Origin of the sequence: Paractinoplanes rhizophilus, from assembly GCF_042664765.1 — a bacterium.
Taxonomy (GTDB): domain Bacteria; phylum Actinomycetota; class Actinomycetes; order Mycobacteriales; family Micromonosporaceae; genus Actinoplanes; species Actinoplanes rhizophilus.
Genome location: NZ_JBHTBJ010000004.1, coordinates 1 through 21,160, shown reverse-complemented (window position 1 = coordinate 21,160; position 21,160 = coordinate 1). Strand labels below are relative to the sequence as shown.

21 protein-coding genes are annotated in these 21,160 nt (G+C 70.7%); 8 read left to right on the top strand and 13 right to left on the bottom strand.

Annotated elements, in window-relative coordinates:
* Nucleotides 1-43 precede the first annotated feature (43 nt).
* From ACFQS1_RS07555 to disA, 4 genes are all read left to right on the top strand, one after another.
* Nucleotides 44-871, top strand: a complete 828-nt coding sequence (locus ACFQS1_RS07555; protein WP_378965454.1) for a UbiA family prenyltransferase — start codon at nucleotides 44-46, stop codon at nucleotides 869-871.
* A 92-nt stretch (nucleotides 872-963) separates the two neighbouring features.
* Nucleotides 964-1,596 (top strand): hypothetical protein, encoded by a 633-nt coding sequence (locus ACFQS1_RS07550; protein ID WP_378965453.1) that lies wholly within the window; start codon nucleotides 964-966, stop codon nucleotides 1,594-1,596.
* Between the two features lie 30 nt (nucleotides 1,597-1,626).
* Complete coding sequence (gene radA / locus ACFQS1_RS07545) at nucleotides 1,627-3,039, top strand: DNA repair protein RadA (RefSeq protein ID WP_378965452.1); 1,413 nt, start codon at nucleotides 1,627-1,629, stop codon at nucleotides 3,037-3,039.
* A gap of 83 nt (nucleotides 3,040-3,122) precedes the next feature.
* Nucleotides 3,123-4,310 (top strand): DNA integrity scanning diadenylate cyclase DisA, encoded by a 1,188-nt coding sequence (gene disA, locus ACFQS1_RS07540; protein WP_378965450.1) that lies wholly within the window; start codon nucleotides 3,123-3,125, stop codon nucleotides 4,308-4,310.
* A 48-nt stretch (nucleotides 4,311-4,358) separates the two neighbouring features.
* On the opposite strand, the gene ACFQS1_RS07535 is transcribed toward disA, so the two are convergent.
* The 5 genes from ACFQS1_RS07535 to ACFQS1_RS07515 all read right to left on the bottom strand — a co-directional run bounded on the left by ACFQS1_RS07535 (nucleotide 4,359) and on the right by ACFQS1_RS07515 (nucleotide 7,235).
* Nucleotides 4,359-4,742 (bottom strand): GNAT family N-acetyltransferase, encoded by a 384-nt coding sequence (locus tag ACFQS1_RS07535; RefSeq protein WP_378965762.1) that lies wholly within the window; start codon nucleotides 4,740-4,742, stop codon nucleotides 4,359-4,361.
* 105 nt (nucleotides 4,743-4,847) lie between these two features.
* A complete protein-coding gene (locus ACFQS1_RS07530; protein ID WP_378965449.1) occupies nucleotides 4,848-5,360 on the bottom strand; it encodes a 2'-5' RNA ligase family protein in 513 nt (170 codons plus the stop codon).
* Nucleotides 5,361-6,068 carry an adhesin gene (locus tag ACFQS1_RS07525; RefSeq protein ID WP_378965448.1) on the bottom strand — a complete coding sequence of 236 codons (708 nt, stop codon included), beginning with the start codon at nucleotides 6,066-6,068 and terminating at the stop codon, nucleotides 5,361-5,363.
* A gap of 139 nt (nucleotides 6,069-6,207) precedes the next feature.
* Entirely contained in the window at nucleotides 6,208-6,735 is a 528-nt protein-coding gene (def, locus tag ACFQS1_RS07520; RefSeq protein WP_378965447.1) for a peptide deformylase, read from the bottom strand.
* Entirely contained in the window at nucleotides 6,732-7,235 is a 504-nt protein-coding gene (locus ACFQS1_RS07515; RefSeq protein WP_378965446.1) for a glycine cleavage system transcriptional repressor, read from the bottom strand. Before ACFQS1_RS07515 ends, def begins: the two co-directional genes overlap by 4 nt.
* A 21-nt stretch (nucleotides 7,236-7,256) precedes the next feature.
* On the opposite strand from ACFQS1_RS07515, the gene ACFQS1_RS07510 reads away from it, so the two are divergent.
* Nucleotides 7,257-8,180 (top strand): HhH-GPD family protein, encoded by a 924-nt coding sequence (locus ACFQS1_RS07510; RefSeq protein ID WP_378965445.1) that lies wholly within the window; start codon nucleotides 7,257-7,259, stop codon nucleotides 8,178-8,180.
* Nucleotides 8,181-8,210: 30 nt separating this feature from the next.
* Here ACFQS1_RS07510 and ACFQS1_RS07505 read toward each other — a convergent pair whose 3' ends face one another.
* Nucleotides 8,211-9,140, bottom strand: coding sequence for an arabinan endo-1,5-alpha-L-arabinosidase (locus tag ACFQS1_RS07505; RefSeq protein ID WP_378965444.1), 930 nt, complete (start codon nucleotides 9,138-9,140; stop codon nucleotides 8,211-8,213).
* A 238-nt stretch (nucleotides 9,141-9,378) separates the two neighbouring features.
* Between ACFQS1_RS07505 and ACFQS1_RS07500 the strand changes: the two genes are divergently transcribed.
* Genes ACFQS1_RS07500 through ACFQS1_RS07490 form a run of 3 tightly spaced genes read left to right on the top strand, consistent with a single transcriptional unit; the run spans nucleotide 9,379 to nucleotide 11,413 of the window.
* A complete protein-coding gene (locus ACFQS1_RS07500) occupies nucleotides 9,379-9,750 on the top strand; it encodes a hypothetical protein (protein WP_378965443.1) in 372 nt (123 codons plus the stop codon).
* On the top strand, nucleotides 9,681-10,280 hold the full coding sequence (locus ACFQS1_RS07495) for a carbohydrate binding domain-containing protein (RefSeq protein ID WP_378965442.1): 600 nt from the start codon (nucleotides 9,681-9,683) through the stop codon (nucleotides 10,278-10,280). The genes ACFQS1_RS07500 and ACFQS1_RS07495 overlap by 70 nt, the downstream gene beginning before the upstream one ends.
* On the top strand, nucleotides 10,205-11,413 hold the full coding sequence (locus ACFQS1_RS07490) for a family 43 glycosylhydrolase (protein ID WP_378965441.1): 1,209 nt from the start codon (nucleotides 10,205-10,207) through the stop codon (nucleotides 11,411-11,413). The genes ACFQS1_RS07495 and ACFQS1_RS07490 overlap by 76 nt, the downstream gene beginning before the upstream one ends.
* A 57-nt stretch (nucleotides 11,414-11,470) precedes the next feature.
* Here the strand turns inward: ACFQS1_RS07490 and ACFQS1_RS07485 are convergent, their stop codons facing one another.
* The 7 genes from ACFQS1_RS07485 to ACFQS1_RS07455 all read right to left on the bottom strand — a co-directional run bounded on the left by ACFQS1_RS07485 (nucleotide 11,471) and on the right by ACFQS1_RS07455 (nucleotide 20,863).
* Entirely contained in the window at nucleotides 11,471-13,993 is a 2,523-nt protein-coding gene (locus tag ACFQS1_RS07485) for an ATP-dependent Clp protease ATP-binding subunit (protein WP_378965440.1), read from the bottom strand.
* A 402-nt stretch (nucleotides 13,994-14,395) separates the two neighbouring features.
* A complete protein-coding gene (locus tag ACFQS1_RS07480) occupies nucleotides 14,396-14,752 on the bottom strand; it encodes a histone-like nucleoid-structuring protein Lsr2 (RefSeq protein ID WP_378965439.1) in 357 nt (118 codons plus the stop codon).
* Nucleotides 14,753-14,933: 181 nt separating this feature from the next.
* A complete protein-coding gene (gene lysS, locus ACFQS1_RS07475; protein WP_378965438.1) occupies nucleotides 14,934-16,442 on the bottom strand; it encodes a lysine--tRNA ligase in 1,509 nt (502 codons plus the stop codon).
* 53 nt (nucleotides 16,443-16,495) lie between these two features.
* Entirely contained in the window at nucleotides 16,496-17,254 is a 759-nt protein-coding gene (locus ACFQS1_RS07470) for a type III pantothenate kinase (protein ID WP_378965437.1), read from the bottom strand.
* Between the two features lie 129 nt (nucleotides 17,255-17,383).
* The gene (nadC, locus tag ACFQS1_RS07465; protein WP_378965436.1) at nucleotides 17,384-18,232 is read right to left on the bottom strand and encodes a carboxylating nicotinate-nucleotide diphosphorylase; all 849 of its coding nucleotides are present in this window, start codon (nucleotides 18,230-18,232) and stop codon (nucleotides 17,384-17,386) included.
* Entirely contained in the window at nucleotides 18,229-19,875 is a 1,647-nt protein-coding gene (locus ACFQS1_RS07460) for an L-aspartate oxidase (protein WP_378965434.1), read from the bottom strand. The genes nadC and ACFQS1_RS07460 overlap by 4 nt, the downstream gene beginning before the upstream one ends.
* Nucleotides 19,876-19,960: 85 nt before the next feature.
* Nucleotides 19,961-20,863 (bottom strand): septum formation family protein, encoded by a 903-nt coding sequence (locus tag ACFQS1_RS07455; protein ID WP_378965433.1) that lies wholly within the window; start codon nucleotides 20,861-20,863, stop codon nucleotides 19,961-19,963.
* Nucleotides 20,864-21,160: the final 297 nt, after the last annotated feature.

Sequence of the window (21,160 nt, the reverse complement as noted above, 5' to 3'; positions counted from 1 at the left end):
ATCGAGCGTGGCACGCATCCGGCACATGCACCACACTGGCCGCATGGCCCGAGCGCTAGGTGTGATCAAGGCATCTCATCCGGAGCCCGGGCTGGCGGTCACGGTGGCCATGACGCTGCTCGCCGCCGGGGTGGGCCATCGCGGCTGGGCGATCGCCGGGATCTTCCTCGCCGTGGCGGCGACCCAGCTGTCGGTGGGGTGGGTCAACGACTGGCTCGACGCGTCGCGCGATCGGCAGGCCGGCCGGCCGGACAAGCCGATCGCGGCGGGCGCGGTCTCCCGGCGTACGGTCGGCATCGCCGGTCTGATCGCGACGCTGGCCGTGCCCGTGCTCGCCGCGCCGTTCGGTCTCCGACCGGCGGTGATTCTGACGGTGGCGAGCCTCGTCGCGCTCTCCTACGACTGGCCGCTGAAGTCCACGGTGTTCTCGGTGGTCCCCTATCTGATCGCGTTCGGCCTGCTCCCGGCGTTCGTGGTGAGCGCGCTGCCCGGCCATCCCGCGCCGCCGGCCTGGCTGGTCACGGCGGGCGCGCTGCTCGGCGGCGGCGCGCACTTCGCCAACGTGCTGCCCGATCTCGAGGACGACGCGGCCACCGGGGTGCGCGGGCTGCCGCATCGCCTCGGCGCCACCGGCTCCACCGTCGCCGCCGCGCTGCTCCTGCTGGGCGCGACGCTCACGCTGGTCGTCGGGCCCGCGGGGCGGCCGTCGTGGCCGGGCTGGGCGGCCGGTGCGGCCGCCATCGTGGTTCTTCCCCTTGGCTGGTACGCGCAGCGGCGCGCCACGGGACGCCGGGTGGCCATGTTCCGCGCGGTGATCGTGGTGGCCCTGATCGACGTCCTGTTGCTGATCTTCAGTGGCCGGGTGGTGTGAATGGACGGGTCGGCGCACGCGCCGGATCACCGCCCTCTACGCTGAGCCGTAGGCTCCGCCGAGTCTTTGGTGTCTTTTCTTGGAGGATCGTGATGCGCTCGCTGGGAACCCGCCGCGTCGCACTGGCCGCGGGTGCCGCGATGGCCGCCGTGATCGCGCTGGCCGGCTGCTCGGCCGGACAGGTCGCCGAGACAGCTCTTCTCAAGGCGCCGACCTCGGGCCTCAACACGCAGAGCCCCGACGGCACCCTGCTGATCCGCAACCTCCAGGTGGCCTACAACAGCCCCGCGGGCTACCCGGCCAACGGCACCGCGCCGCTGCAGGTCAGCCTGTTCAACCAGACCGAGCAGCCGATGACGGTGACGATCAGCAGCCGTCCCCAGACCGACGTCACGCCGGGCATCGTCTCGGCGCAGCAGGTCGGCGTGGGCGCGCTCGCGCCCTCCGCGGAGCCGTCGCCGTCCGCTGCCCCGCCGTCCGCTCCGGCTTTGGAGCCGGCCAAGTTCACCATCCCGCCGCTGGGCACGCAGATCTTCAACCCCGGCACCGGTAAGAACCTGGTGGCCGTCGGCCTGACCAACGACCTCAAGCCCGGTTACTCGCTGGCCCTGACCGTCCAGGCCAACGACGGCGAGGCGCTCGACGTGCTGGCGCCGTTCCAGATCCCGACCTCGCCGGCCTCGCGCGCGCCCGGCAACACCGACGAGAACACCGAGTCCGAGTAAGTTGTCGTACCCTCCGGCTAACTTGTCCGGGTGACGACCACCAAGGCCGCCAAGGCCGCCCGACCCGCCTTCGTCTGCGACGCCTGCGGGCACCAGCCGCCGAAATGGCTCGGCCGGTGCCCCGAGTGCGGCGAGTGGGGCTCGGTGATCGAGTCCACCTCCAGCCCGCTCGGCGCGGGCCGGGTGGTCAGCTCGCGGATGCCGGCCGAGCCGGCCCGCCCGATCGCCACGATCAGCGCCGCCCCGGCCAAGGCGGTGCCGACCAACGTCAGCGAGCTCGACCGGGTGCTCGGCGGCGGCCTCGTCCCCGGCGCGGTCGTCCTGCTGGCGGGCGAGCCCGGTGTGGGCAAGTCCACACTGCTGCTCGACGTGGCCCAGCAGTGGGCCGCCGGCGCCGGCACGCCGTCCCTCGTGGTCAGCGGTGAGGAGTCGGTCAGCCAGGTCCGGCTGCGCGCCGAGCGGATGGATGCCCTGCACGACAACCTGTTCCTGGCCTCCGAGAGCGACCTGAGCGCCGTCCTCGGCCACCTCGACGCGGTCAAGCCCGGTTTGCTGGTGCTCGACTCGGTGCAGACCATCTCGGCCCCCGGCACCGAGGGCGTGCCCGGCGGCGTCACCCAGGTCCGCGCCGTCACCGCCGCGCTGGTCGGGGTGGCCAAGGAGCGCGGCATCGCCACCGTCCTGGTCGGTCACGTCACCAAGGACGGTCAGGTCGCCGGCCCGCGCGTCCTCGAGCACCTGGTCGACGTCGTGCTCCACTTCGAGGGCGACAAGCACTCGTCGCTGCGCCTGGTGCGCGGGGTCAAGAACCGCTTCGGCGCCGCCGACGAGGTGGGCTGCTTCGAGATGCACGAGGGCGGCATCGCCAGCCTGCCCGACCCGTCCGGCCTGTTCCTCACCCGCTATGCCGAGCCCGTCCCCGGCACCTGTGCCACGGTGGCCATGGAGGGTCGCCGGGCGCTGGTCACCGAGGTGCAGGCCCTGATCGGGGCCGAGGTGCAGGGCTCGCCGCGGCGCACCGTCTCGGGTCTCGACAGCGCTCGCCTCGCGATGGTGCTGGCCGTGCTCGAGCGCCGCACCAAGCAGCTCAAGCTCTACAACCGCGAGGTCTTCGCCGCCACCGTCGGCGGCATCCGGCTGATCGAGCCGAGCGCCGACCTCGCGATGGCGCTGGCCGTCGCCTCCGGCGGCCTCGATCTGGCGATGGCGCCCCACCTGGTCGCGATCGGCGAGGTCGGCCTGACCGGCGAGATCCGCCGGGTCGGCGCGGTCGGCCGCCGGCTGGCCGAGGCGGCCCGGCTCGGGTTTCGCGAGGCGCTGGTCCCGCCGGGCGGCACCCCCGAGGGCGCCCCGCCCAAGGGCATGCGGGTCACCGAGGTCGCCGACCTACGCTCCGCATTGCAGACCGCCGCCCGGGCCTCGGCCGAGCACGGCAGCCGGTGACCCAGCGTGATGTTTCATCACGCTACGGAGCATTCATCGCACCACGGGTCGGCAGCCTGGATGACAGTCCGTAGAATGTACAGGTGCCGCTCGACCGCGATGGTTCCAAGCCCGCCGCCACCACCCCGACGCCACGGCCCGGGGTCAACGGTTCGGCGCGCGCCGCAGCGACAACGTCAACCGCGGGTCTCGCGGGCGGCGGCGTGAGCGCCGACCCGCTGCGCGCCAATCTGGCCCTGATGGCCCCCGGCACCGCCCTGCGCGACGGTCTGGAGCGCATCCTCCGCGGCCGCACCGGCGCGCTGATCGTCCTCGGCCATGATCCGGTCGTCGAGAGCATCTGCACCGGCGGCTTCCCGCTCGATGTCGAGTTCTCCGCCACCCGCCTGCGCGAGCTGTGCAAGATGGACGGCGCCGTGGTCCTCTCCAGCGACGGCACCCGCATCGTCCGGGCCGCCGTCCACCTGATGCCCGACCCGAGCATCCCGTCCGAGGAGTCCGGCACCCGCCACCGCACCGCCGAGCGGGTGGCCAAGCAGAGCGGCTTCCCGGTCATCTCGGTGAGCCAGTCGATGCGCATCATCGGGCTGTATGTGAATGGTCAGCGGCACGTCCTCGACGACTCGGCGGCCATCCTCTCCCGGGCCAACCAGGCGCTGGCCACCCTCGAGCGATACAAGCTGCGCCTCGACGAGGTCTCCGGCACCCTGTCGGCCCTCGAGATCGAAGACCTGGTCACCGTCCGCGACGCCGTGGCCGTGGTCCAGCGCCTCGAGATGGTCCGCCGCATCGCCGACGAGATCTCCGGGTACGTGGTCGAGCTGGGCACCGACGGGCGCCTGCTGGCCCTGCAGCTCGACGAGCTGATGGCCGGCGTCGATGCCGACCGCACCCTGGTGATCCGCGACTACCTGCCGACCGGCCGCAAGGCCCGCACGCTCGACGAGGCGCTGGTCGAGCTCGACCTGCTCTCCGCCACCGAGATGATCGACCTGGTGGCCGTGGCCAAGGCGATCGGCTATCCGGGCGCCTCCGACGCTCTCGACGCCGCGGTCTCCCCACGCGGCTTCCGCCTGCTGGCCAAGGTGCCGCGCCTGCCCCAGCCCATCGTCGACCGACTGGTCGACCACTTCGGCAGCCTCCAGCGCCTGCTGGGCGCCACAGTGGAGGATCTGCAGGCGGTCGACGGCGTCGGCGACGCGCGCGCCCGCGGCGTCCGCGAGGGTTTGTCCCGCCTGGCGGAGGCGTCCATTCTGGAGCGTTACGTCTAGGGTTTGACGGCGGTCAGCCCGCGCCCTCGTGCCCGGCAGGCCCGGTGCCTAACCGAACGCGGGCCGTTTGTCGATCTCCATCCACCGCTCCGGGTGGGCGATCGGCACGAAGCCGACCTTCGCGTACACGCCGTGGGCGTCCAGCGTCGCCAGCGTGATCCGCTTGATGCCGTGGCGCTCGGCCCAGTCGACGGCCCAGGTGGCGAGCATGGTGCCGAGGCCACGGCCACGGTGGGCCGGGTCGACGTAGACATCGCACAGCCAGGTGAAGGTCGCGCGGTCGGAGACGATCCGTGCCACCGCCGCCTGCTGCCCGTCGGCGGCGTAGATCCCGACCGGGAACGAGTTGGCGAACGAGCGCTCGATCACCTCACGGGTGCGGCCCTTCGCCCAGTACGCGTCGAGGCTGATCCAGCGCACGACGCTGTCCATGTCGAGGTCGGTGGGGTCTTCGCTCAGCCGGTAGTCGCTCACCACCGACACTCTCGCGGCAGCCGGACCGCCGGGAAACGGCCAATCGAGGGCCGGTGGCACGTCTCAGAGCGCCAGCGAGATGTCGTTCGCGTGGTCGGTGACCGCTGCGCCCACCACCGTGGCCCGGATCGGCAGGAATTCCAGGCACCGCCGGACGGCCGCGCCCATCATCGGGTTGGGCACCCGCAGCGAGATGGTGCAGTGCGGCACCCACCGGCCCGGCTGGTAGAGATCCCACACCTCGATGCCGGCCTGGACGAGCCGCGCATGCACCTCGCGATGGTGCTCCAACAGCTCGGCCGTGGGTACCGCGCCGAGCCAGAGCACCCGCCCCACGAACTGCCCGGCGAAATCCAGGTCGAGCGTCAAGCCGCGGCCCACCGCAAACCCGGTCAGCGCTTCGGCGACGGCGTCGGGCGCGAGCCGCCGGGCCGCCGCGAGGGAAACGTGCGGCCGATGGCGCGACTCCATGAGCGACGCCATGGACGGGATGCCCTCCGCCTCCAGCGCTCCCCACAGCGTGCGGATCCGCCGGGTGGCGTCGACGTCGAGGTACAGCTCGAGCGCGGCGACCACTCAGGCAGCGATGGTGATGACGACGGGCTGGCTCACGATCGTCCCCAGCCGGGCGCGCAGCTCGTACTGTCCCGGCGGCGGGTTCGGGCCGGACGCCTGGTTCCCGGCGCAGCTGCTGGACTGCCGGCCGTTCCAGGTCACCTTGTACGGGCGGCCCTCCCCCGGCGCGAACTGCCGCACGTCGCTGCCCTTGTTGGTGCTGCACGTGTCGGACGACCAGTACTTGCGGGCGCCCTGGTCGAGATAGAGCTCCTGCGGCCCGGCGCCGACGTCGCGGCTGCACGACCTGGTGCTGACGTTCTTCACGGTGAGCGTGATCTGGAGCGACGCCCCGCGCTTCATGCTCGTGGTGGCCACGCTGGGCGCGACCGACATCTCGTTGTCGGCGCAGGAGCCGTCGGCGGCCGCCGTGACGTTGGTGTTCTGCCCGGGAGCGGCCGTCGTGGGGGTGGTGGCCGGCGCCCCGCCGTCGTCGTCTCCCGCCGTCGGCGATTCCAGATCGCCGAGGGCCGGCAGCGACGGCTGATTGCCGCCGGGCACGCCGTCGAGGAACGACGGCTCGGTGGACGGTGACGCCGAATCGCCCGGCGCCGGGGTGGGCAGCTGCGATTGCGGCGACGACGCACCCTTGCCGTGCTGGTCGTCCTTGTCGCCGCCGGAGCAGGAAACGAACAGCACGATGATGCCGAGCAGGACAGCTCCAAGCACGACCGCACGACGCCGCCAGTAGACGGCGGGTGGAAGGGGACCAACCGTCGCTCTCATGATGGGGCCACGGTAAACCCGGACACCCCCGGCAGCGGTCGCGACGCGCCGGGTACGCGACACCGACTCGCCTTACCAACCGTTAGAGATAGACCTTTCGCTGATAGATGGCGTGCGCCCCGGCCACCCGATCGAGGAAGAGCCGGCCGGCGCAGTGGTCGATCTCGTGTTGCAGGGCGCGCGCCTCGAACGCGTCGGTGGTGATGGTGACCGGCTCGCCGGTGCCCGGGACGACGGCCTCGACGACGACGCGGCCGGCGCGCTTCACGTCCCCGGTGAGGTCGGGAACCGACATGCAACCCTCCCGCCCCGCCTTCCACCGGCTGGCCTCGACGATCTTCGCGTTGCAGAGGACGAAGGTGCCGTGGGTGGTGGCCGCCTTGGGATGCCCGACCACGTCCACGGCGAAGACCTGGACGCCCACGCCCACCTGAGGCGCGGCCAGGCCGACGCAGCCGGGCGACACCTTCATCGTCGCGATCAGATCGGCGGCGAGTTGCACGATCGAGGGCTCGGTGGGGTCGACCTCCTCGCCGGCCGCGCTCAGCACGGCGGCGGGTGCGGTGACGACCGGGAGGACCCGGCCCTCGGGCAGATCCGGAGACTTCACAGAATCTCCGTGTCGGCCTGGCGAAGCGTCACGTCGATGCCCAGCTCGGCGCCGGCCACCGCGAGCCGCTCGGCGAGCTGATCGGCCTTCCCCGCGGGCAGGTCGACCTCGGCGATCAGCACGTACAGCGTGCCGACCAGCCGGGTGCTCAGGTCGGTGATGTTGCCGCCCTCGGCCGCCACCACCCGGGTCACCGCGGCGACGATGCCGAGCCGGTCGGCGCCGTGCACGCTCACCACCCACGGCTCGCCCCGGTCGGCCGGGTTCGTCTCGGCCTCGACCGGGCGCACCGACGTGGTCACCCCGGCCAGCGGCCGCAACGAGGCCGCGGCGGCCTCGGCGCTCGGGCCGGTGCAGATCAGGGTCATGGCGAAGTGGCCGCGCAGGCGGGTCATCGTCGAATCGGTGAGGTTGGCGCCGACGCCGGCGAGCGCCTCGGCCACGTCGGCGACGATGCCCGTACGGTCCGGGCCGATGACGGTGATGGCTAGCTCTTGCACCCGCCTACAGTAAGTCCTGCCATGACTTTCGCGGATGATGCCATCGCCTGGTTCGACCGGAACGCTCGTGATCTGCCCTGGCGCGAGCCGACGACCACCGCCTGGGGGGTGCTGGTCAGTGAGGTGATGCTGCAGCAGACTCCGGTGGTCCGGGTCGAGCCCGCGTGGCGATCTTGGATGACACGCTGGCCCACGCCCGCCGACCTCGCCGCCGAGCCGCCGTCCGAGGCGATCCGGATGTGGGGCCGGCTGGGATATCCGCGACGGGCGATGCGGCTGCACGCGTGCGCGGTGGCGATCGTGGAGAGGCACGGCGGGCGGGTCCCGGACGACCTGGAGCAGCTGTTGGCGCTGCCGGGGGTGGGGACGTACACGGGCCGGGCGGTGGCGACTTTCGCGTACGGGCAGCGGCACCCGGTGGTCGACACCAACGTGCGGCGGGTCGTCAGCCGGGCCGTCGAGGGCAAGCCGGACGCCGGGGCGAGCACGACCGCGGCCGATCTCGTGGCGGTGGAGGACCTGCTGCCCGCCGACGAGGCGCTGGCCGCCCGGGCCAGCATCGCGTTCATGGAGATCGGGGCGATCGTCTGCACGGCCCGGGCGCCGCGCTGCACCGTGTGCCCGTTCGAGACGGCCTGCGCCTGGCGGGCCACCGGCGAGAAGCTGCCGGAGGGGCCCAGCCGCAAGCCGCAGCGGTATGCCGGGACCGATCGGCAGGTGCGAGGGCTGCTGCTGGAGGTGCTGCGGCACGCTCACGGACCGGTGCCCCGGCAGCGGCTCGACGTGGTGTGGCCGGACGATGTGCAGCGGGCCCGGGCGTTGGCCGGCCTGGTCGAGGACGGCCTGGTCGAGCCGCTGGGCGCGGAAAATTTCGTGCTGGCCGGCGACGCGCCACGGACCGCCCCCACCCGGTGGGGTGGGGACGATCAGAGCATCCGGGTATGACAAGAAACCTCGGCCGTCCACAAGCGGCGCTCAGTACACGTACGGCCAGCCCGCGGAGTCGTAGGCCAGCAGGTTGATGCCCAGGCGGGCGGCGCCGTTGTCCGCGTAGTAGTGGTAGACGAGCACGTCGGCGTCGACGTCGGTGAAGACCGATTGGCCGCCGGGGCCGTGGATGCTGCCGTGGCCGGCCAGGATCTCCGAGCCGCCGCCGCTGGTCATGGCGATGCCGTTCTTGTCCACGAACGGGCCGGTGGGGCTGGTGGAGCGGCCGACCATGATGCGGTAGGTGCTTCCGGCGCCGCGGCAGCAGAGGTCGAACGAGACGAACAGGTAGTAGTACGAACCGTGGCGGAACAGGAACGGCGCCTCGATGGCGCCGCCGCCGCGGCCGGCCAGGGAGCGGATGGTGCCGTCGAGCCGCTTGCCGGTGGTCGCGTTGAGCTGCACCTGCTTGATCCCCGACCAGAACGAGCCGAAGCTGAGCCACCAGCGGCCGGATGGGTCCACGAAGAGGTTCGGGTCGATGGCGTTGAAGTTGTCGCTGGTCCTCGACTCGATCACCAGGCCCTGGTTGCTCCAGCTTCCGGACGCGCCGCTGGTGCTGGTGGCCAGGAAGATCGCGGAGTGGTTGGAACCGAACGTGGACGCCGAGTAATACATGAAGTATTTGCCGTTGTGGTAGGAGATGTCGGGCGCCCAGAGGTTCCTGCTGCCGGCGGTGTAGGACGTGGTCCAGGACGCGCCGCCGGGGAAGGCCTGGCCGGCCTCGCGGAAGGCCGTGCGGTCGGTCGAGGTCTTGAGCGTGATGTTGTCGCCGGTGTGGGCGATCAGGTACGTGCCCTCGGGCTTCTTCACGATGCCCGGGTCGTGCACGTTGATGCTTCCGGTGACGGTGCCCGGGTTGGGATAGGTGGCCGCGTCGGCCCGGCCTACGCCGACGGCTACGGCACCGGCGGTCACCAGGGCAACCATGCTGGCAAGCGCTTTCCTACGAAACGACATCGAACTCCCTCTCGCCGCTGACATTACCGGGGTGGTACGGCTAGGGTGAACGTTCACATAGATGGACGTCAAGGAGTTCCGAGCACTTGAGGCCGCCTTCAGCAGGCAGTCATACCGATGGCGCGGGCACCTCGGGTGGTCGGCGCCGAGTAAACGATGTTGCCGTGCACAAGGACATCTCGGGAGGGACCCCGTCATGCCCCGACTTCGGAACCGACTCGTCGGCGCGGCGGCGGCGCTGGTAACGCTGCCGCTCGCGGTGGCGCCGCCGGCCGCCGCCGCGGCCGAGCCCGACTACACGATCACGCTGCATCCGCGGCAGCGGGCCGCCGCGATCGGCGACCAGATGTACGGCGTGTTCTTCGAGGACATCAACTTCGCGGCCGACGGCGGCCTCTACGCCGAGCTGGTCCGCAACCGCTCCTTCGAGTTCCTGCCGGTCGACAACAGCTCCTACACCGGACTCACGGCTGGACCGCGACCGGCACGGCCGCCACTGTGGACGACGACGCGCGGCTCAACGAGCGCAACCGCACGTATCTGCGGACGACCGGCGCCGCCGAGCTGACCAACACCGGATACGGCGGAATCGCCACGAAATCCGGGGAGATCTACGACTTCTCGGTGTGGGCCCGCGCGGATCGGGGCGCGACGCTGACCGTGAGCCTGCACGCCGCCGACGGAACCGCGCTGGTCGCACCGCTCCGTACGAAAGTCACGTCGGACACCTGGGCGAAGTACACCGGCTCGATGCGGGCGACGGCCACCAGCGACGCCGGCCGGCTCACGGTCGGAACGGATGGTTCGTCCCGGCTGGACATGGTCTCGTTGACCCCGCGCCGGACGTACAAAAATCACGGTCTTAGAAAAGATCTTGCGGAGAAGATCGCGGCGCTGCACCCGGGGTTCGTGCGGTTCCCGGGAGGCTGTCTGGTCAACACCGGCAGATCTACGGTGTCCCGACCGTTCAGCCGCTGGTCAGCCAGCGGGCCGACCCCTTCATCACGCCGCGCACGGCCGGGATGTACTACTTCACCGGGTCGGTTCCCGAGTACGACCGGATCGCGCTGCGCGGTGCGCCGACGCTGGCCGGGCTGACCTCGGCGCCGGAGACGGTGATCTGGCGGCGCCCGGCGAGCGGCCAGATGGCCGGCCACATCTGGGCGCCCGAGCTGCACCGCATCGACGGCCGCTGGTACGTGTACTTCGCGGCCGGCGACTCCGACGACGTGTTCCGGATCCGCACGTACATCCTGGAGTCGCCGCTGGCCGACCCGCTCGACCCGGCCGGCTGGACCCTGCGCGGTCAGTTGCTGACCGAATGGGACGGCTTCACGCTGGACTCGACGACGTTCGCCCACCGCGGGCGCCGCTACCTGGTGTGGGCGCAGAGCGAGCCGGAGATCGCCGTCAACACCAGCCTGTACATCGCCCGGATGGCCACGCCGTGGTCGCTGGCGACGAAGCCGACCCGGATCACCACGCCCACCCGGAGCTGGGAGATCCAGGGCTACCGGGTCAACGAGGGCCCGGCGGTGCTGGTCCGCAACGGCCGGGTGTTCCTGACCTTCTCGGCCAGCGCCACCGACGCCCGCTACTGCATGGGGCTGCTCACCGCGTCCGCGAACGCCGACCTGCTGGACCGGGACTCGTGGGTGAAGACCGCCGACCCGATCTTCGTGACGTCTCCGGAGACCGCCCGCTACGGCCCGGGGCACAACTCGTTCACGGTGGCCGAGGACGGGGTGACCGACGTGCTGGTCTTCCACGCCCGCGACTACCGGGACATCACCGGCGACCCGCTCTACGACCCGAACCGGCACGCCCGGGTGCAGAAGCTGTACTGGCACCCGGACGGGACGCCGCTGTTCGGGGTGCCGGTGGGCGACGGCGGCCCGATCGTCCGGCTCTCCCCCGGCCGCCACGACTTCGTGCGGCACGACGACGCCGGCGTGCTCGTGATCGCGCGAGCGCCGCGGGATCTCGCGGCGACGCAGTTCCGCTTCGAGGCGCACGACGGCGGGACCGAGGTGATCCGATCGGTCGACCGTCCCGACCTTCATGTCCGCATCGACGGCCCGGCGGTGCGGCTGGATCCGACCCCCACGGCCTTCCGCCGGAGCTGGAACCGGCATGGCGTCACGATCGAGGCGGAGGGCGGCGGCTACCTGCACGCCGGCCACGGCACGATCACGGTCGCGCCCGAGCCGACGACGTTCCGGCTGAGCTGACAACGAAACGGCCCGGCCGCGTTCACCGCGGCCGGGCCGTTTTCGTGATCGAACCCTTTACTCCTCGGTGGAAGCGGCGCCCAGGTCGGCCGGCACCGCGTCCGGAACCTGGACACCCCGGTCGGCGCCGCGGAAGGTCAGCTTCGACTTCTCGATGAGAGCCGGGTCGCCCTCGCAGTCCACCAGCACGATCTGGCCGGGGCGCAGCTCGTTGAAGAGGATCTGCTCGGACAGCGAGTCCTCCAGGTCGCGCTGGATCGTGCGGCGCAGCGGCCGCGCGCCCAGCACCGGGTCGAACCCCTTGTTCGCCAGGTACTTCTTCGCGTTGTCGGTCAGCTCGAGGCCCATGTCCTTGTTGCGGAGCTGAGCCTCGATCCGCGCGACGAAGATGTCGACGATCTGCAGGATCTCGTCCTGGCGGAGCTGGTGGAACACGATGGTGTCATCGATACGGTTCAGGAACTCCGGGCGGAAGTGCTGCTTCAGCTCGTCGTTGACCTTGATCTTCATCCGGTCGTAGTTGCTCTCGGTGTCCTCCGAGGCCTGGAAGCCCAGGGAGACCGCCTTGGCCACGTCGCGGGTGCCGAGGTTGGTGGTGAGGATGATGACCGTGTTCTTGAAGTCCACGATCCGGCCCTGACCGTCGGTCAGGCGGCCGTCCTCAAGGATCTGCAGGAGCGTGTTGAAGACGTCCGGGTGGGCCTTCTCGATCTCGTCGAAGAGGACCACGGAGAACGGCTTGCGGCGCACCTTCTCGGTCAGCTGGCCGCCCTCGTCGTAACCGACGTAGCCGGGAGGGGCACCGACGAGGCGGGACACCGTGTACCGGTCGTGGAACTCGGACATGTCCAGCTGGATCAGGGCGTCCTCGGAGCCGAAGAGGAACTCGGCCAGCGCCTTGGAGAGCTCGGTCTTACCGACGCCGGACGGGCCGGCGAAGATGAACGAGCCGGACGGGCGCTTCGGGTCCTTCAGACCGGCCCGGGTGCGGCGGATCGCCTTGGAGACGGCCTTGACCGCGTCCTCCTGGCCGATGACCCGCTTGTGCAGCTCGTCCTCCATGCGGAGCAGACGGGTCGTCTCCTCCTCGGTGAGCTTGTACACCGGGATGCCGGTCCAGTTGCCGAGGACCTCGGCGATCTGCTCGTCGTCGACCTCGGACACGACGTCGAGGTCGCCGGCCTTCCACTCCTTCTCCCGCTGGGCCTTCTGGCCGAGCAGCTGCTTCTCCTTGTCGCGCAGCTGGGCGGCGCGCTCGAAGTCCTGCGCGTCGATCGCGGACTCCTTGTCGCGACGCACCTGGGCGATGCGCTCGTCGAAGTCGCGCAGGTCCGGCGGCGCGGTCATCCGGCGGATGCGCATCCGGGCGCCGGCCTCGTCGATCAGGTCGATCGCCTTGTCCGGCAGGAAGCGGTCCGAGATGTACCGGTCGGCCAGCGTCGCCGCGGCCACCAGGGCGGCGTCGGTGATGCTGATCCGGTGGTGCGCCTCGTACCGGTCGCGGAGGCCCTTGAGGATCTCGATGGTGTGTGCCAGCGACGGCTCGCCGACCTGGATCGGCTGGAAGCGGCGCTCGAGAGCGGCGTCCTTCTCCAGGTGCTTGCGGTACTCGTCAAGCGTGGTCGCGCCGATGGTCTGCAGCTCGCCACGGGCAAGCATCGGCTTGAGGATGCTGGCCGCGTCGATCGCGCCCTCGGCCGCGCCCGCACCCACCAGGGTGTGGATCTCGTCGATGAACAGGATGATGTCGCCGCGGGTGCGGATCTCCTTGAGCACCTTCTTGAGGCGCTCCTCGAAGTCACCGCGGTAGCGGGAACCGGCGACCAGCGCGCCCAGGTCGAGCGTGTACAGCTGCTTGTCCTTGAGCGTCTCGGGCACCTCGCCCTTGATGATGGACTGAGCCAGACCCTCGACGACGGCGGTCTTGCCGACACCGGGCTCACCGATGAGCACCGGGTTGTTCTTGGTGCGGCGCGAGAGCACCTGCATGACCCGCTCGATTTCCTTTTCCCGGCCGATGACCGGGTCGAGCTTGCCCTCGCGGGCGGCCTGCGTCAGGTTGCGTCCGAACTGGTCGAGCACCAGCGACGTGGACGGCGCGGCCTCGCCCGCCGCGGCGCCGGCCGCGGCCGGCTCCTTGCCCTGGTAGCCCGAGAGCAGCTGGATGACCTGCTGGCGAACCCGGTTGAGGTCGGCGCCGAGCTTGACCAGCACCTGGGCGGCGACGCCCTCGCCCTCACGGATCAGCCCGAGCAGGATGTGCTCCGTGCCGATGTAGTTGTGGCCCAGCTGCAAAGCTTCGCGCAGCGAAAGCTCCAGCACCTTTTTGGCCCGCGGCGTGAACGGGATGTGCCCGCTCGGCGCCTGCTGGCCCTGGCCGATGATCTCTTCGACCTGTTGCCGGACGCCCTCCAACGAGATGCCAAGGCTCTCGAGAGCCTTGGCGGCGACACCCTCGCCCTCGTGGATCAGGCCGAGCAGGATGTGCTCGGTCCCGATGTAGTTGTGGTTGAGCATCCGGGCCTCTTCTTGGGCCAGGACGACAACCCGTCGCGCTCGGTCGGTGAACCGCTCGAACATGCCCTCGTGCTCCTCACGTGCCGTGCGCCAATGCTGAGCCTGTCTCAACAGCTGGCGGGGCCAGCGCACGGGCATCGGTGATGCCCGTGCAGTAACTCTATCGCCGCCCGGCGGTTCTGCTGGGCCCTCGTGGCCCGGCGAGACCGACCGCAACGTTGATTTAGCCAACTTCGCACGCTCAGCGGCTGTTCCCCCACCCGAATGAGTACGCGGACAGCGAAATCGCCGTCGGACGTGCATCCACAGGCTGTGGACAACTTCGTCCACACCTGTGGATAACTCTACGGACCTTACGCACCGACCGCGTAAAAAGCTGAGGGCCGCCGCGCACAGCGCAACGGCCCCCTGCTCACACCCCTGCCACCCCCGACCGCGATGCGGAGCGAAGCGCAGCCAGCCAGCTCAGGCTCTGCCCGGGCCCTTCGAGTGGAACTCGTCGACGATCTCCTGGGGGATGCGACCCCGGTCGGAGATGTCCTTGCCGTTCTTCTTCGCCCACTCCCGGATCGCCTTGTTCTGCTCGCGGTCGGCGGTAGCCCCTCCGCGGCCACGTGCGGCCCGGCCCCCCACGACCACACCGCCGCGGGCCACCTTCGACCCGGCCCCCACGTAGGGGGCGAACACGTCCCGCAATTTAGCGGCGTTCTTCTCCGAGAGGTCGATCTCGTACTGAATGCCGTCGAGCGCGAACTTGACGGTCTCCTCGGCGTCACCGCCGTCGAGGTCATCGACCAGTTTGTGAATGATCTGCTTGGCCACGCGCCGCTATCCTCCCGAACGCAGGTTCTCCCGCAACGGTCAAGACAATAACGCCAGGGCGGCAGTATCCGTCAATGGCGGGTCGAATATTGGTGAACCTTTTTCAAGCTGGCGACGGGCCGGAGACCGCCGGGCCGTTGATCGGTGGCGGGAAGGAGGCCCCGGCCACGTTCAAAAAGGCTCACTCGGGCCGGACCAACGGGAACAGGATCGTTTCCCGAATGCCGAGGCCGGTCAGCGCCATCAACAGCCGGTCGATTCCCATTCCCATCCCGCCGGTCGGCGGCATTCCGTACTCCATGGCGCGCAGGAAATCCTCGTCCAGCCGCATGGCCTCGGGATCGCCGCCGGCCGCCAGCAGCGACTGCGCGACGAGCCGTTCGCGCTGCACCACCGGGTCCACCAACTCGGAATACGCGGTCGCCAGCTCGAAACCGTTGACGTACAGGTCCCACTTCTCGGTGAGGCCCGGAGTTTCCCGGTGGGCGCGGGTCAACGGGGCGGTCTCTTCCGGATAATCCCGTACAAATGTGGGCCGCCGCAGCTGGTGCGCGACCAGGTGCTCGAACAGCTCCTCGGCGAGCTTGCCGTTGCCCCACTTCGGGTCGACGGAAAGGTCATGCTTTTCCGCGTACCGCTCGAGTTGCGCCCGATCGGTCATCACCGTGACTTCTTCGCCGAGCGCCTCGGAGAGCGAACCGAACAGCGTCACCGCCGGCCACTGACCGCCGAAGTCCCACTCGCTGCCGTCGTAGTGCGTCACGATGTGTGATCCACTGATCGCGAACGCGGCTTCCTGAATCCACTCCTGAGCCTGCTGCTGCATGACGTTGTAGTCGGCGTACGCCTGGTACGCCTCGAGCATCGCGAACTCGGGCGAGTGGCTCGAGTCCATACCCTCATTGCGGAAGTTCCGGTTGATCTCGAAGACCCGCTCGATGCCGCCGACCACGGCCCGCTTCAAAAACAGTTCCGGCGCGATCCGCAGATAGAGATCCGTATCGAGCGCGTTGCTGTGCGTCACAAACGGGCGGGCCGCCGCGCCGCCGTGCTGCAACTGCAACATTGGCGTTTCGACCTCGATGAAATTGCGCCGGAACAGCGAGTCGCGCAGGCTCCGCACCACGGTGGCCCGGGCACGGATCACCTCGCGCGCCTGCGGGCGCACGATCAGGTCGACGTACCGCTGACGGATCCGCGTCTCCTCGGAGAGCGGCTTGTGGGCCACCGGCAGCGGGCGCAGCGCCTTGGCGCTGATCGCCCACGAGTCGGCGAGCACGGACAGCTCGCCCCGCCGGCTGGTGATCACCTCGCCGGTGACGCCGACCAGGTCGCCCAGGTCGATCAGGTGCTTCCAGTCGGTCAGGGCCTTCTCGCCCACCTTGTCGAGCGACAGCATGGCCTGCAGCTCGGTGCCGTCGCCGTCGCGCAGGGTGGCGAAGCAGAGCTTGCCGCCGTTGCGGATGAAGATCACCCGGCCGGTGATCGAGACGGTGTCGCCGCTGGCGGTGTCGGTCGGCAGCTCCGCGTACTTCTCGCGGATCTCCTTCAGGGTCGCGGTGCGGGGCAGGTTGACCGGGTACGGCGGGACGCCCTCGGCGAGGAACCGCTCGCGCTTCGCCCGGCGAACCTTCATCTGCTCCGGAAGATCCTCGGTGGCGTCGGTGGGCGGCACATTCTGCTCGGTCACGGCACGACTCTCTGTGAAACGGGGAAGGAAAAATAAAGCGTACTCAGCGGCTCTCAGAGGTTCCGCTCATATACCATCCGCAGCCCGATGAGCGTGATCATCGGCTCGTGCGCGGTCAGCGTGCGGCACTCGTCCTTCACCAGCCCGGCCAGCCCGCCGGTGGCGATCACGGCCTTGACCGGCCCGATCTCCTCGATCATCCGCTCGACGATGCGGTCGACCTGGCCGGCGAAGCCGTAGTACATGCCCGATTGCAGGCACTCGACGGTGTTCTTGCCGATCACCGAGCGGGGCTGGGCCGGCTCGACCTTGCGCAGCTGGGCGGCCCGGGCGGCGAGCGCGTCGAACGAGATCTCGATGCCCGGCGCGAACGCCCCGCCCAGGAACTCGCCTTTCGCGCTGATCACATCGAAGTTGGTGGTGGTGCCGAAGTCGACCACGATCGACGGTCCGCCGTAGAGGGCGTGCGCGGCGAGCGTGTTGACCACCCGGTCGGCGCCGACCTCCTTGGGGTTGTCGATGGCCAGCTGCACCCCGGTCTTCACACCCGGCTCGACGATCACGTTGGGCAGGTCGCCGTAGTAGCGGCCGAGCATCGTGCGCAGGCTGCGCAGGGCGGCCGGCACGGTCGAGCAGGCGGCCACCCCGGTGATCTCCACGGTGTCGCCGGCGAGCAGGCCGCGGAACATCAGCCCGAGCTCGTCGGCGGTGTTGCGGGCGTCGGTCTTGACCCGCCAGTTGTGCACCAGCTTGTCGCCGTCGAACGTGGCGAGAACGGTATTCGTATTGCCGATGTCAATACAAAGCAGCATCAAGGGCCTCATATCGTACGAGGAAGCGACTCCGACAACCGCAACAGCGACCGTCCCCGCCTTTTCGGCCGGCGTCGGCGCAGGCTGGGTTCCATGGTCGCAGGCCGTACCCGGATCGCCCTCCCTGGGTCAGCGCGCCCGTAGATCCATCGCGATGTCCAGGATCGGCGACGAGTGCGTCAGCCCACCCACCGAGAGGTAGTCGACGCCCGTCGCCGCGTACGCCTCGACGCTCGCCAGCGTGAGGTTGCCGGTCGCCTCCAGCTGGGCCCGGTCGCCGACCGCCGCCACCACCTCGGTAAGCACGGCCGGCGACATGTTGTCGCAGAGCAGGAAGTCCGCGCCCGCCTCGACCACCTCCCGCGCCTCGGCCGGCGTGGTCACCTCGACCTGCACCGGCACGTCCGGGAACTTCGCCCGCACCAGCCGATAGGCGGCGGTGATGCTGCCCGCCGCCAGCTTGTGGTTGTCCTTGATCATGGCGACGTCGTAGAGGCCCATCCGCTTGTTGGTGCCGCCGCCGGTCCGGACCGCGTATTTCTCCAGATGGCGCAGGCCCGGAGTGGTCTTACGGGTGTCCAGCACGGTGACCTTGGTGTCCGCGAGGGCGTCGGCCCACTGGCGGGTGTGCGTGGCCACCCCGGACATCCGGCACAGCAGGTTCAGCGCGGTGCGCTCGGCTGTCAGCAGCGCCCGGGTCGGGCCGGTGACCACGGCGAGCACGTCGCCCCGGCGTACCCGATCGCCTTCCGCCACCCGGAGCTCGAAGGTCGCCGTGCCGCCGGAGGTGGCGGCGAAGACCTCCAGCGCCACCGGCAGGCCGGCCACCACGCCGTCCGCCCGCGCCACCAGCTCGGCGGTGTCCACCTGCTCGGCCGGGATGGTGGCCTCGCTGGTCACGTCGCGCGGCGGGTCGCCCAGGTCCTCGCCGAGCGCGGTATAGACGATGCGGCGAACCTCATCGAGATCAAGACTCACGGCATCTCCTCGAAGATCTGGGTCAGCCCGCCCGTGCCGGACAAGCCGTTGAGCAGGTGACCGCGCCACTCGTCCTCGGCCACCGGGTGGTCCTCCCGCCAATGGCAGCCCCGGGTCTCGCGGCGGGTGCTCGCCGACGCCACCAGCGCGCCGGCCACCGTCAGCAGGTTCGTCGCCTCCCACGCCGCGTTGCGCGGGGTGGTGCGCCGCCCGGCCAGGCGGGTCAGCTCCGTCGCCGCCCCGGCCAGCGACGCGGCCGAGCGCAGCACGCCCGCGCCCCGCGTCATGGCGCGCTGCACCTCGCCCCGGATCGCCGGGTCGGCCACCCACGCCGGCCCGTCCTCCGCATCCGCGGGATCGGCCTGCGGCGGCAGGTCACGGGCGATGTCGGCGGCGATCCGCTGGGCGAAGACCAGGCCCTCCAGCAGCGAGTTGCTGGCCAGCCGGTTGGCGCCGTGCACGCCGGTGCAGGCGACCTCGCCGCACGCGTACAGGCCCGGGATCGTGGTGCGGCCGTTCAGGTCGGTGCGGACCCCGCCGGAGGCGTAATGCGCGGCCGGGGCCACCGGGATCAGGTCGGTGGCCGGGTCGACGCCGGCCGCCCGGGTGGACGCCACGATCGTCGGGAAGCGGTGCTCGAGGAACTCGGCGCCCAGGTGGCGGGCGTCCAGGTAGACGTGGTCGGCGCCGGTGGCGAGCAGCACCCGGTGGATGCCCTTGGCCACCACGTCGCGCGGAGCCAGCTCGGCGAGCTCGTGCTGGCCGACCATGAACCGCTTGCCGGCCTCGTCGACCAGGTGGGCGCCCTCGCCGCGCAGCGCCTCGGAGATCAGCGGCCGCTGCACCGAGGTGACCGCGGCGCTCATGAACGAGGTGGGGTGGAACTGCACGAACTCGACGTCGGTGACGGTCGCGCCGGCCCGCATGGCGAGCGCGACGCCGTCGCCGGTGGAGACCGACGGATTCGTGGTCGACGAATAGATCTGGCCCATCCCGCCGGTGGCCAGCACCACCGCGCGGGCCAGGATCGCGCCCACGCCGTCCTCGGCGCCCTCGCCGAGCACGTGCAGGGTGAGCCCGCAGGCCCGCCCGTCGGCGCTGCGCAGCAGGTCGAGCACGAGCGCGTGCTCGACCAGCCGGATCCAGGGGTCGCGGCGGACCGCCTCGTGCAGGGCCCGCTGCACCTCGGCGCCGGTCGCGTCGCCGCCGGCGTGCACGATCCGATGGGCGCGGTGGCCACCCTCGCGGGTCAGCATCAGCGTGCCGTCCGGGTGCCGGTCGAACTCGGCGCCGATCCGCATCAGCTCGCGTACCCGGGCCGGCCCCTCCTGGACCAGCACGCGCACCGCGGCCGGGTCGCAGAGCCCGACCCCGGCGATCTCGGTGTCGTTGGCGTGCGCGGCCGGGGTGTCGAGCGGGTCGAGCACGGCGGCGATCCCGCCCTGCGCCCATCGGGTGGAGCCGTCGTCGATGTTCACCTTGGTGACCACCGTGACGTGCAGGCCCTGCTCGCGCAGGTGCAGCGCGGCGGTCAGCCCCGCGACGCCGGAGCCCACGACCAGCACATCGGTGGTCTCGCTCCAGCCCGGAACGGCGGCGGCGAGCCGGCGCGGCAGGCCCGGAAGATCGGCCAGAATTGACATCTGCTCAGTAGACTCCGCCGACGCGCCGCGAGTCACGCCCGGGCGGCCTCTCAGTGGTGGGCGTTACTTGTTCTCGAGGTGAGCTTTACCGGTATTGGATGGGCAGGCTCTTGCCCCCCCGGCCCTTGAGCGTCGCGGTCAGGTCGGTCCCGTCCAGCCAGAGGTAGCAACGCACGCCGTAGTCGCCCAACTGCCAGACGTCGTCGTTGCCGGGCAGCGAGATCACACCCGTACGGTATTGAAGGTCTTTGTCGTCCGGGACCGCGACGTAGGCCGCGACCAGCGAGCGGCACCCGTCGTGGAAGGCCCGCCACGCCTTGTCGTCCCGGGGGTAGGCGAGATCCTTGGCGTACCAGATCCCGACGAACTCGGCGTTGTGCCGGGCCGAGCAGGCGACGCCCGGCATGCTCGCGATCGCCCCTGAGCTGTCCATCGCCACCGCATAGCAGCTCAGCAGCAGCCCGGAGGAGCCGTCCGCGAGCGCGTTCCGCAGGGTGCCGACCCGCTGCACCAGCGCGCCGTCGTCCTCGACCGAGCTGAGCTCGAGCACCTCGCACCGAAACCAGCGCGCCCCGCCACCCCAGGCCGCCTTGGTCGGATGGGTGACGCCGATCCAGACCCGCGCCGTGCGCCACGCCCCGCCCAGGTAGGTGGTCGTCTTCTCATCGCAGGTCCGATAGGCGGCCTTGGCCCCCGCCGACCCGTCGACGGGCGGTTCGTCGGCATCCGCCGCCGGCGCCGCGTAGGTGCCGACATAAGCCGTCTCCGTGCGATGCCGCAGCCCGCAGTCGATCTCCTCGTAGGTGCTGCGCGCGCCCACCGCACTGAAATTCGACGAGTGACAGGTCCCGGCCGTCGGCTCGAACCCGCGGGCCGGCCCCATCGCCGCCCACCCGTTGGTGAGATCGCCATCCACACCGCCGGGCGTGGCGCAGGCTCCGAGCAGCATCAGGCACAGCGCCGCCAGAACCCCCATACGGACGTGCATTCGCCGATCATATGGCGACAAATAACGATCAGAAGCCCAAACCTTCATTCGGGTACGGGGATGCGCCTCCCGCCGTCCGCGCCACCACTTCGCTCCGCCGCCCCCGGCACCTGCCCCGCACCGCACCGCGCCACCGGACCGCGCCACCGCCCCGCACCGCGCCACCGCACCGCATCGCATCGCGCCACGCTGCCACCGGGCCGCACCACCGCGCCGCACCGCGCCACCGCACCGCACCGCGCCACGCCGCCACCGCGCCGCGCCGCCGCACCGCACCGCGCCACCCCGCCGCGCCGC

Coding starts and splice junctions, on each gene's coding strand:
- ACFQS1_RS07455 (WP_378965433.1), bottom strand. CDS start 20,863: ATGCACGTCCGTATGGGGGTTCTGGCGGCGCTGTGCCTGATGCTGCTC.
- ACFQS1_RS07510 (WP_378965445.1), top strand. CDS start 7,257: ATGACTTTCGCGGATGATGCCATCGCCTGGTTCGACCGGAACGCTCGT.
- ACFQS1_RS07485 (WP_378965440.1), bottom strand. CDS start 13,993: ATGTTCGAGCGGTTCACCGACCGAGCGCGACGGGTTGTCGTCCTGGCC.
- ACFQS1_RS07500 (WP_378965443.1), top strand. CDS start 9,379: ATGCCCCGACTTCGGAACCGACTCGTCGGCGCGGCGGCGGCGCTGGTA.
- ACFQS1_RS07555 (WP_378965454.1), top strand. CDS start 44: ATGGCCCGAGCGCTAGGTGTGATCAAGGCATCTCATCCGGAGCCCGGG.
- ACFQS1_RS07490 (WP_378965441.1), top strand. CDS start 10,205: ATGTACTACTTCACCGGGTCGGTTCCCGAGTACGACCGGATCGCGCTG.
- ACFQS1_RS07550 (WP_378965453.1), top strand. CDS start 964: ATGCGCTCGCTGGGAACCCGCCGCGTCGCACTGGCCGCGGGTGCCGCG.
- ACFQS1_RS07470 (WP_378965437.1), bottom strand. CDS start 17,254: ATGCTGCTTTGTATTGACATCGGCAATACGAATACCGTTCTCGCCACG.
- ACFQS1_RS07535 (WP_378965762.1), bottom strand. CDS start 4,742: ATGGACAGCGTCGTGCGCTGGATCAGCCTCGACGCGTACTGGGCGAAG.
- ACFQS1_RS07460 (WP_378965434.1), bottom strand. CDS start 19,875: ATGTCAATTCTGGCCGATCTTCCGGGCCTGCCGCGCCGGCTCGCCGCC.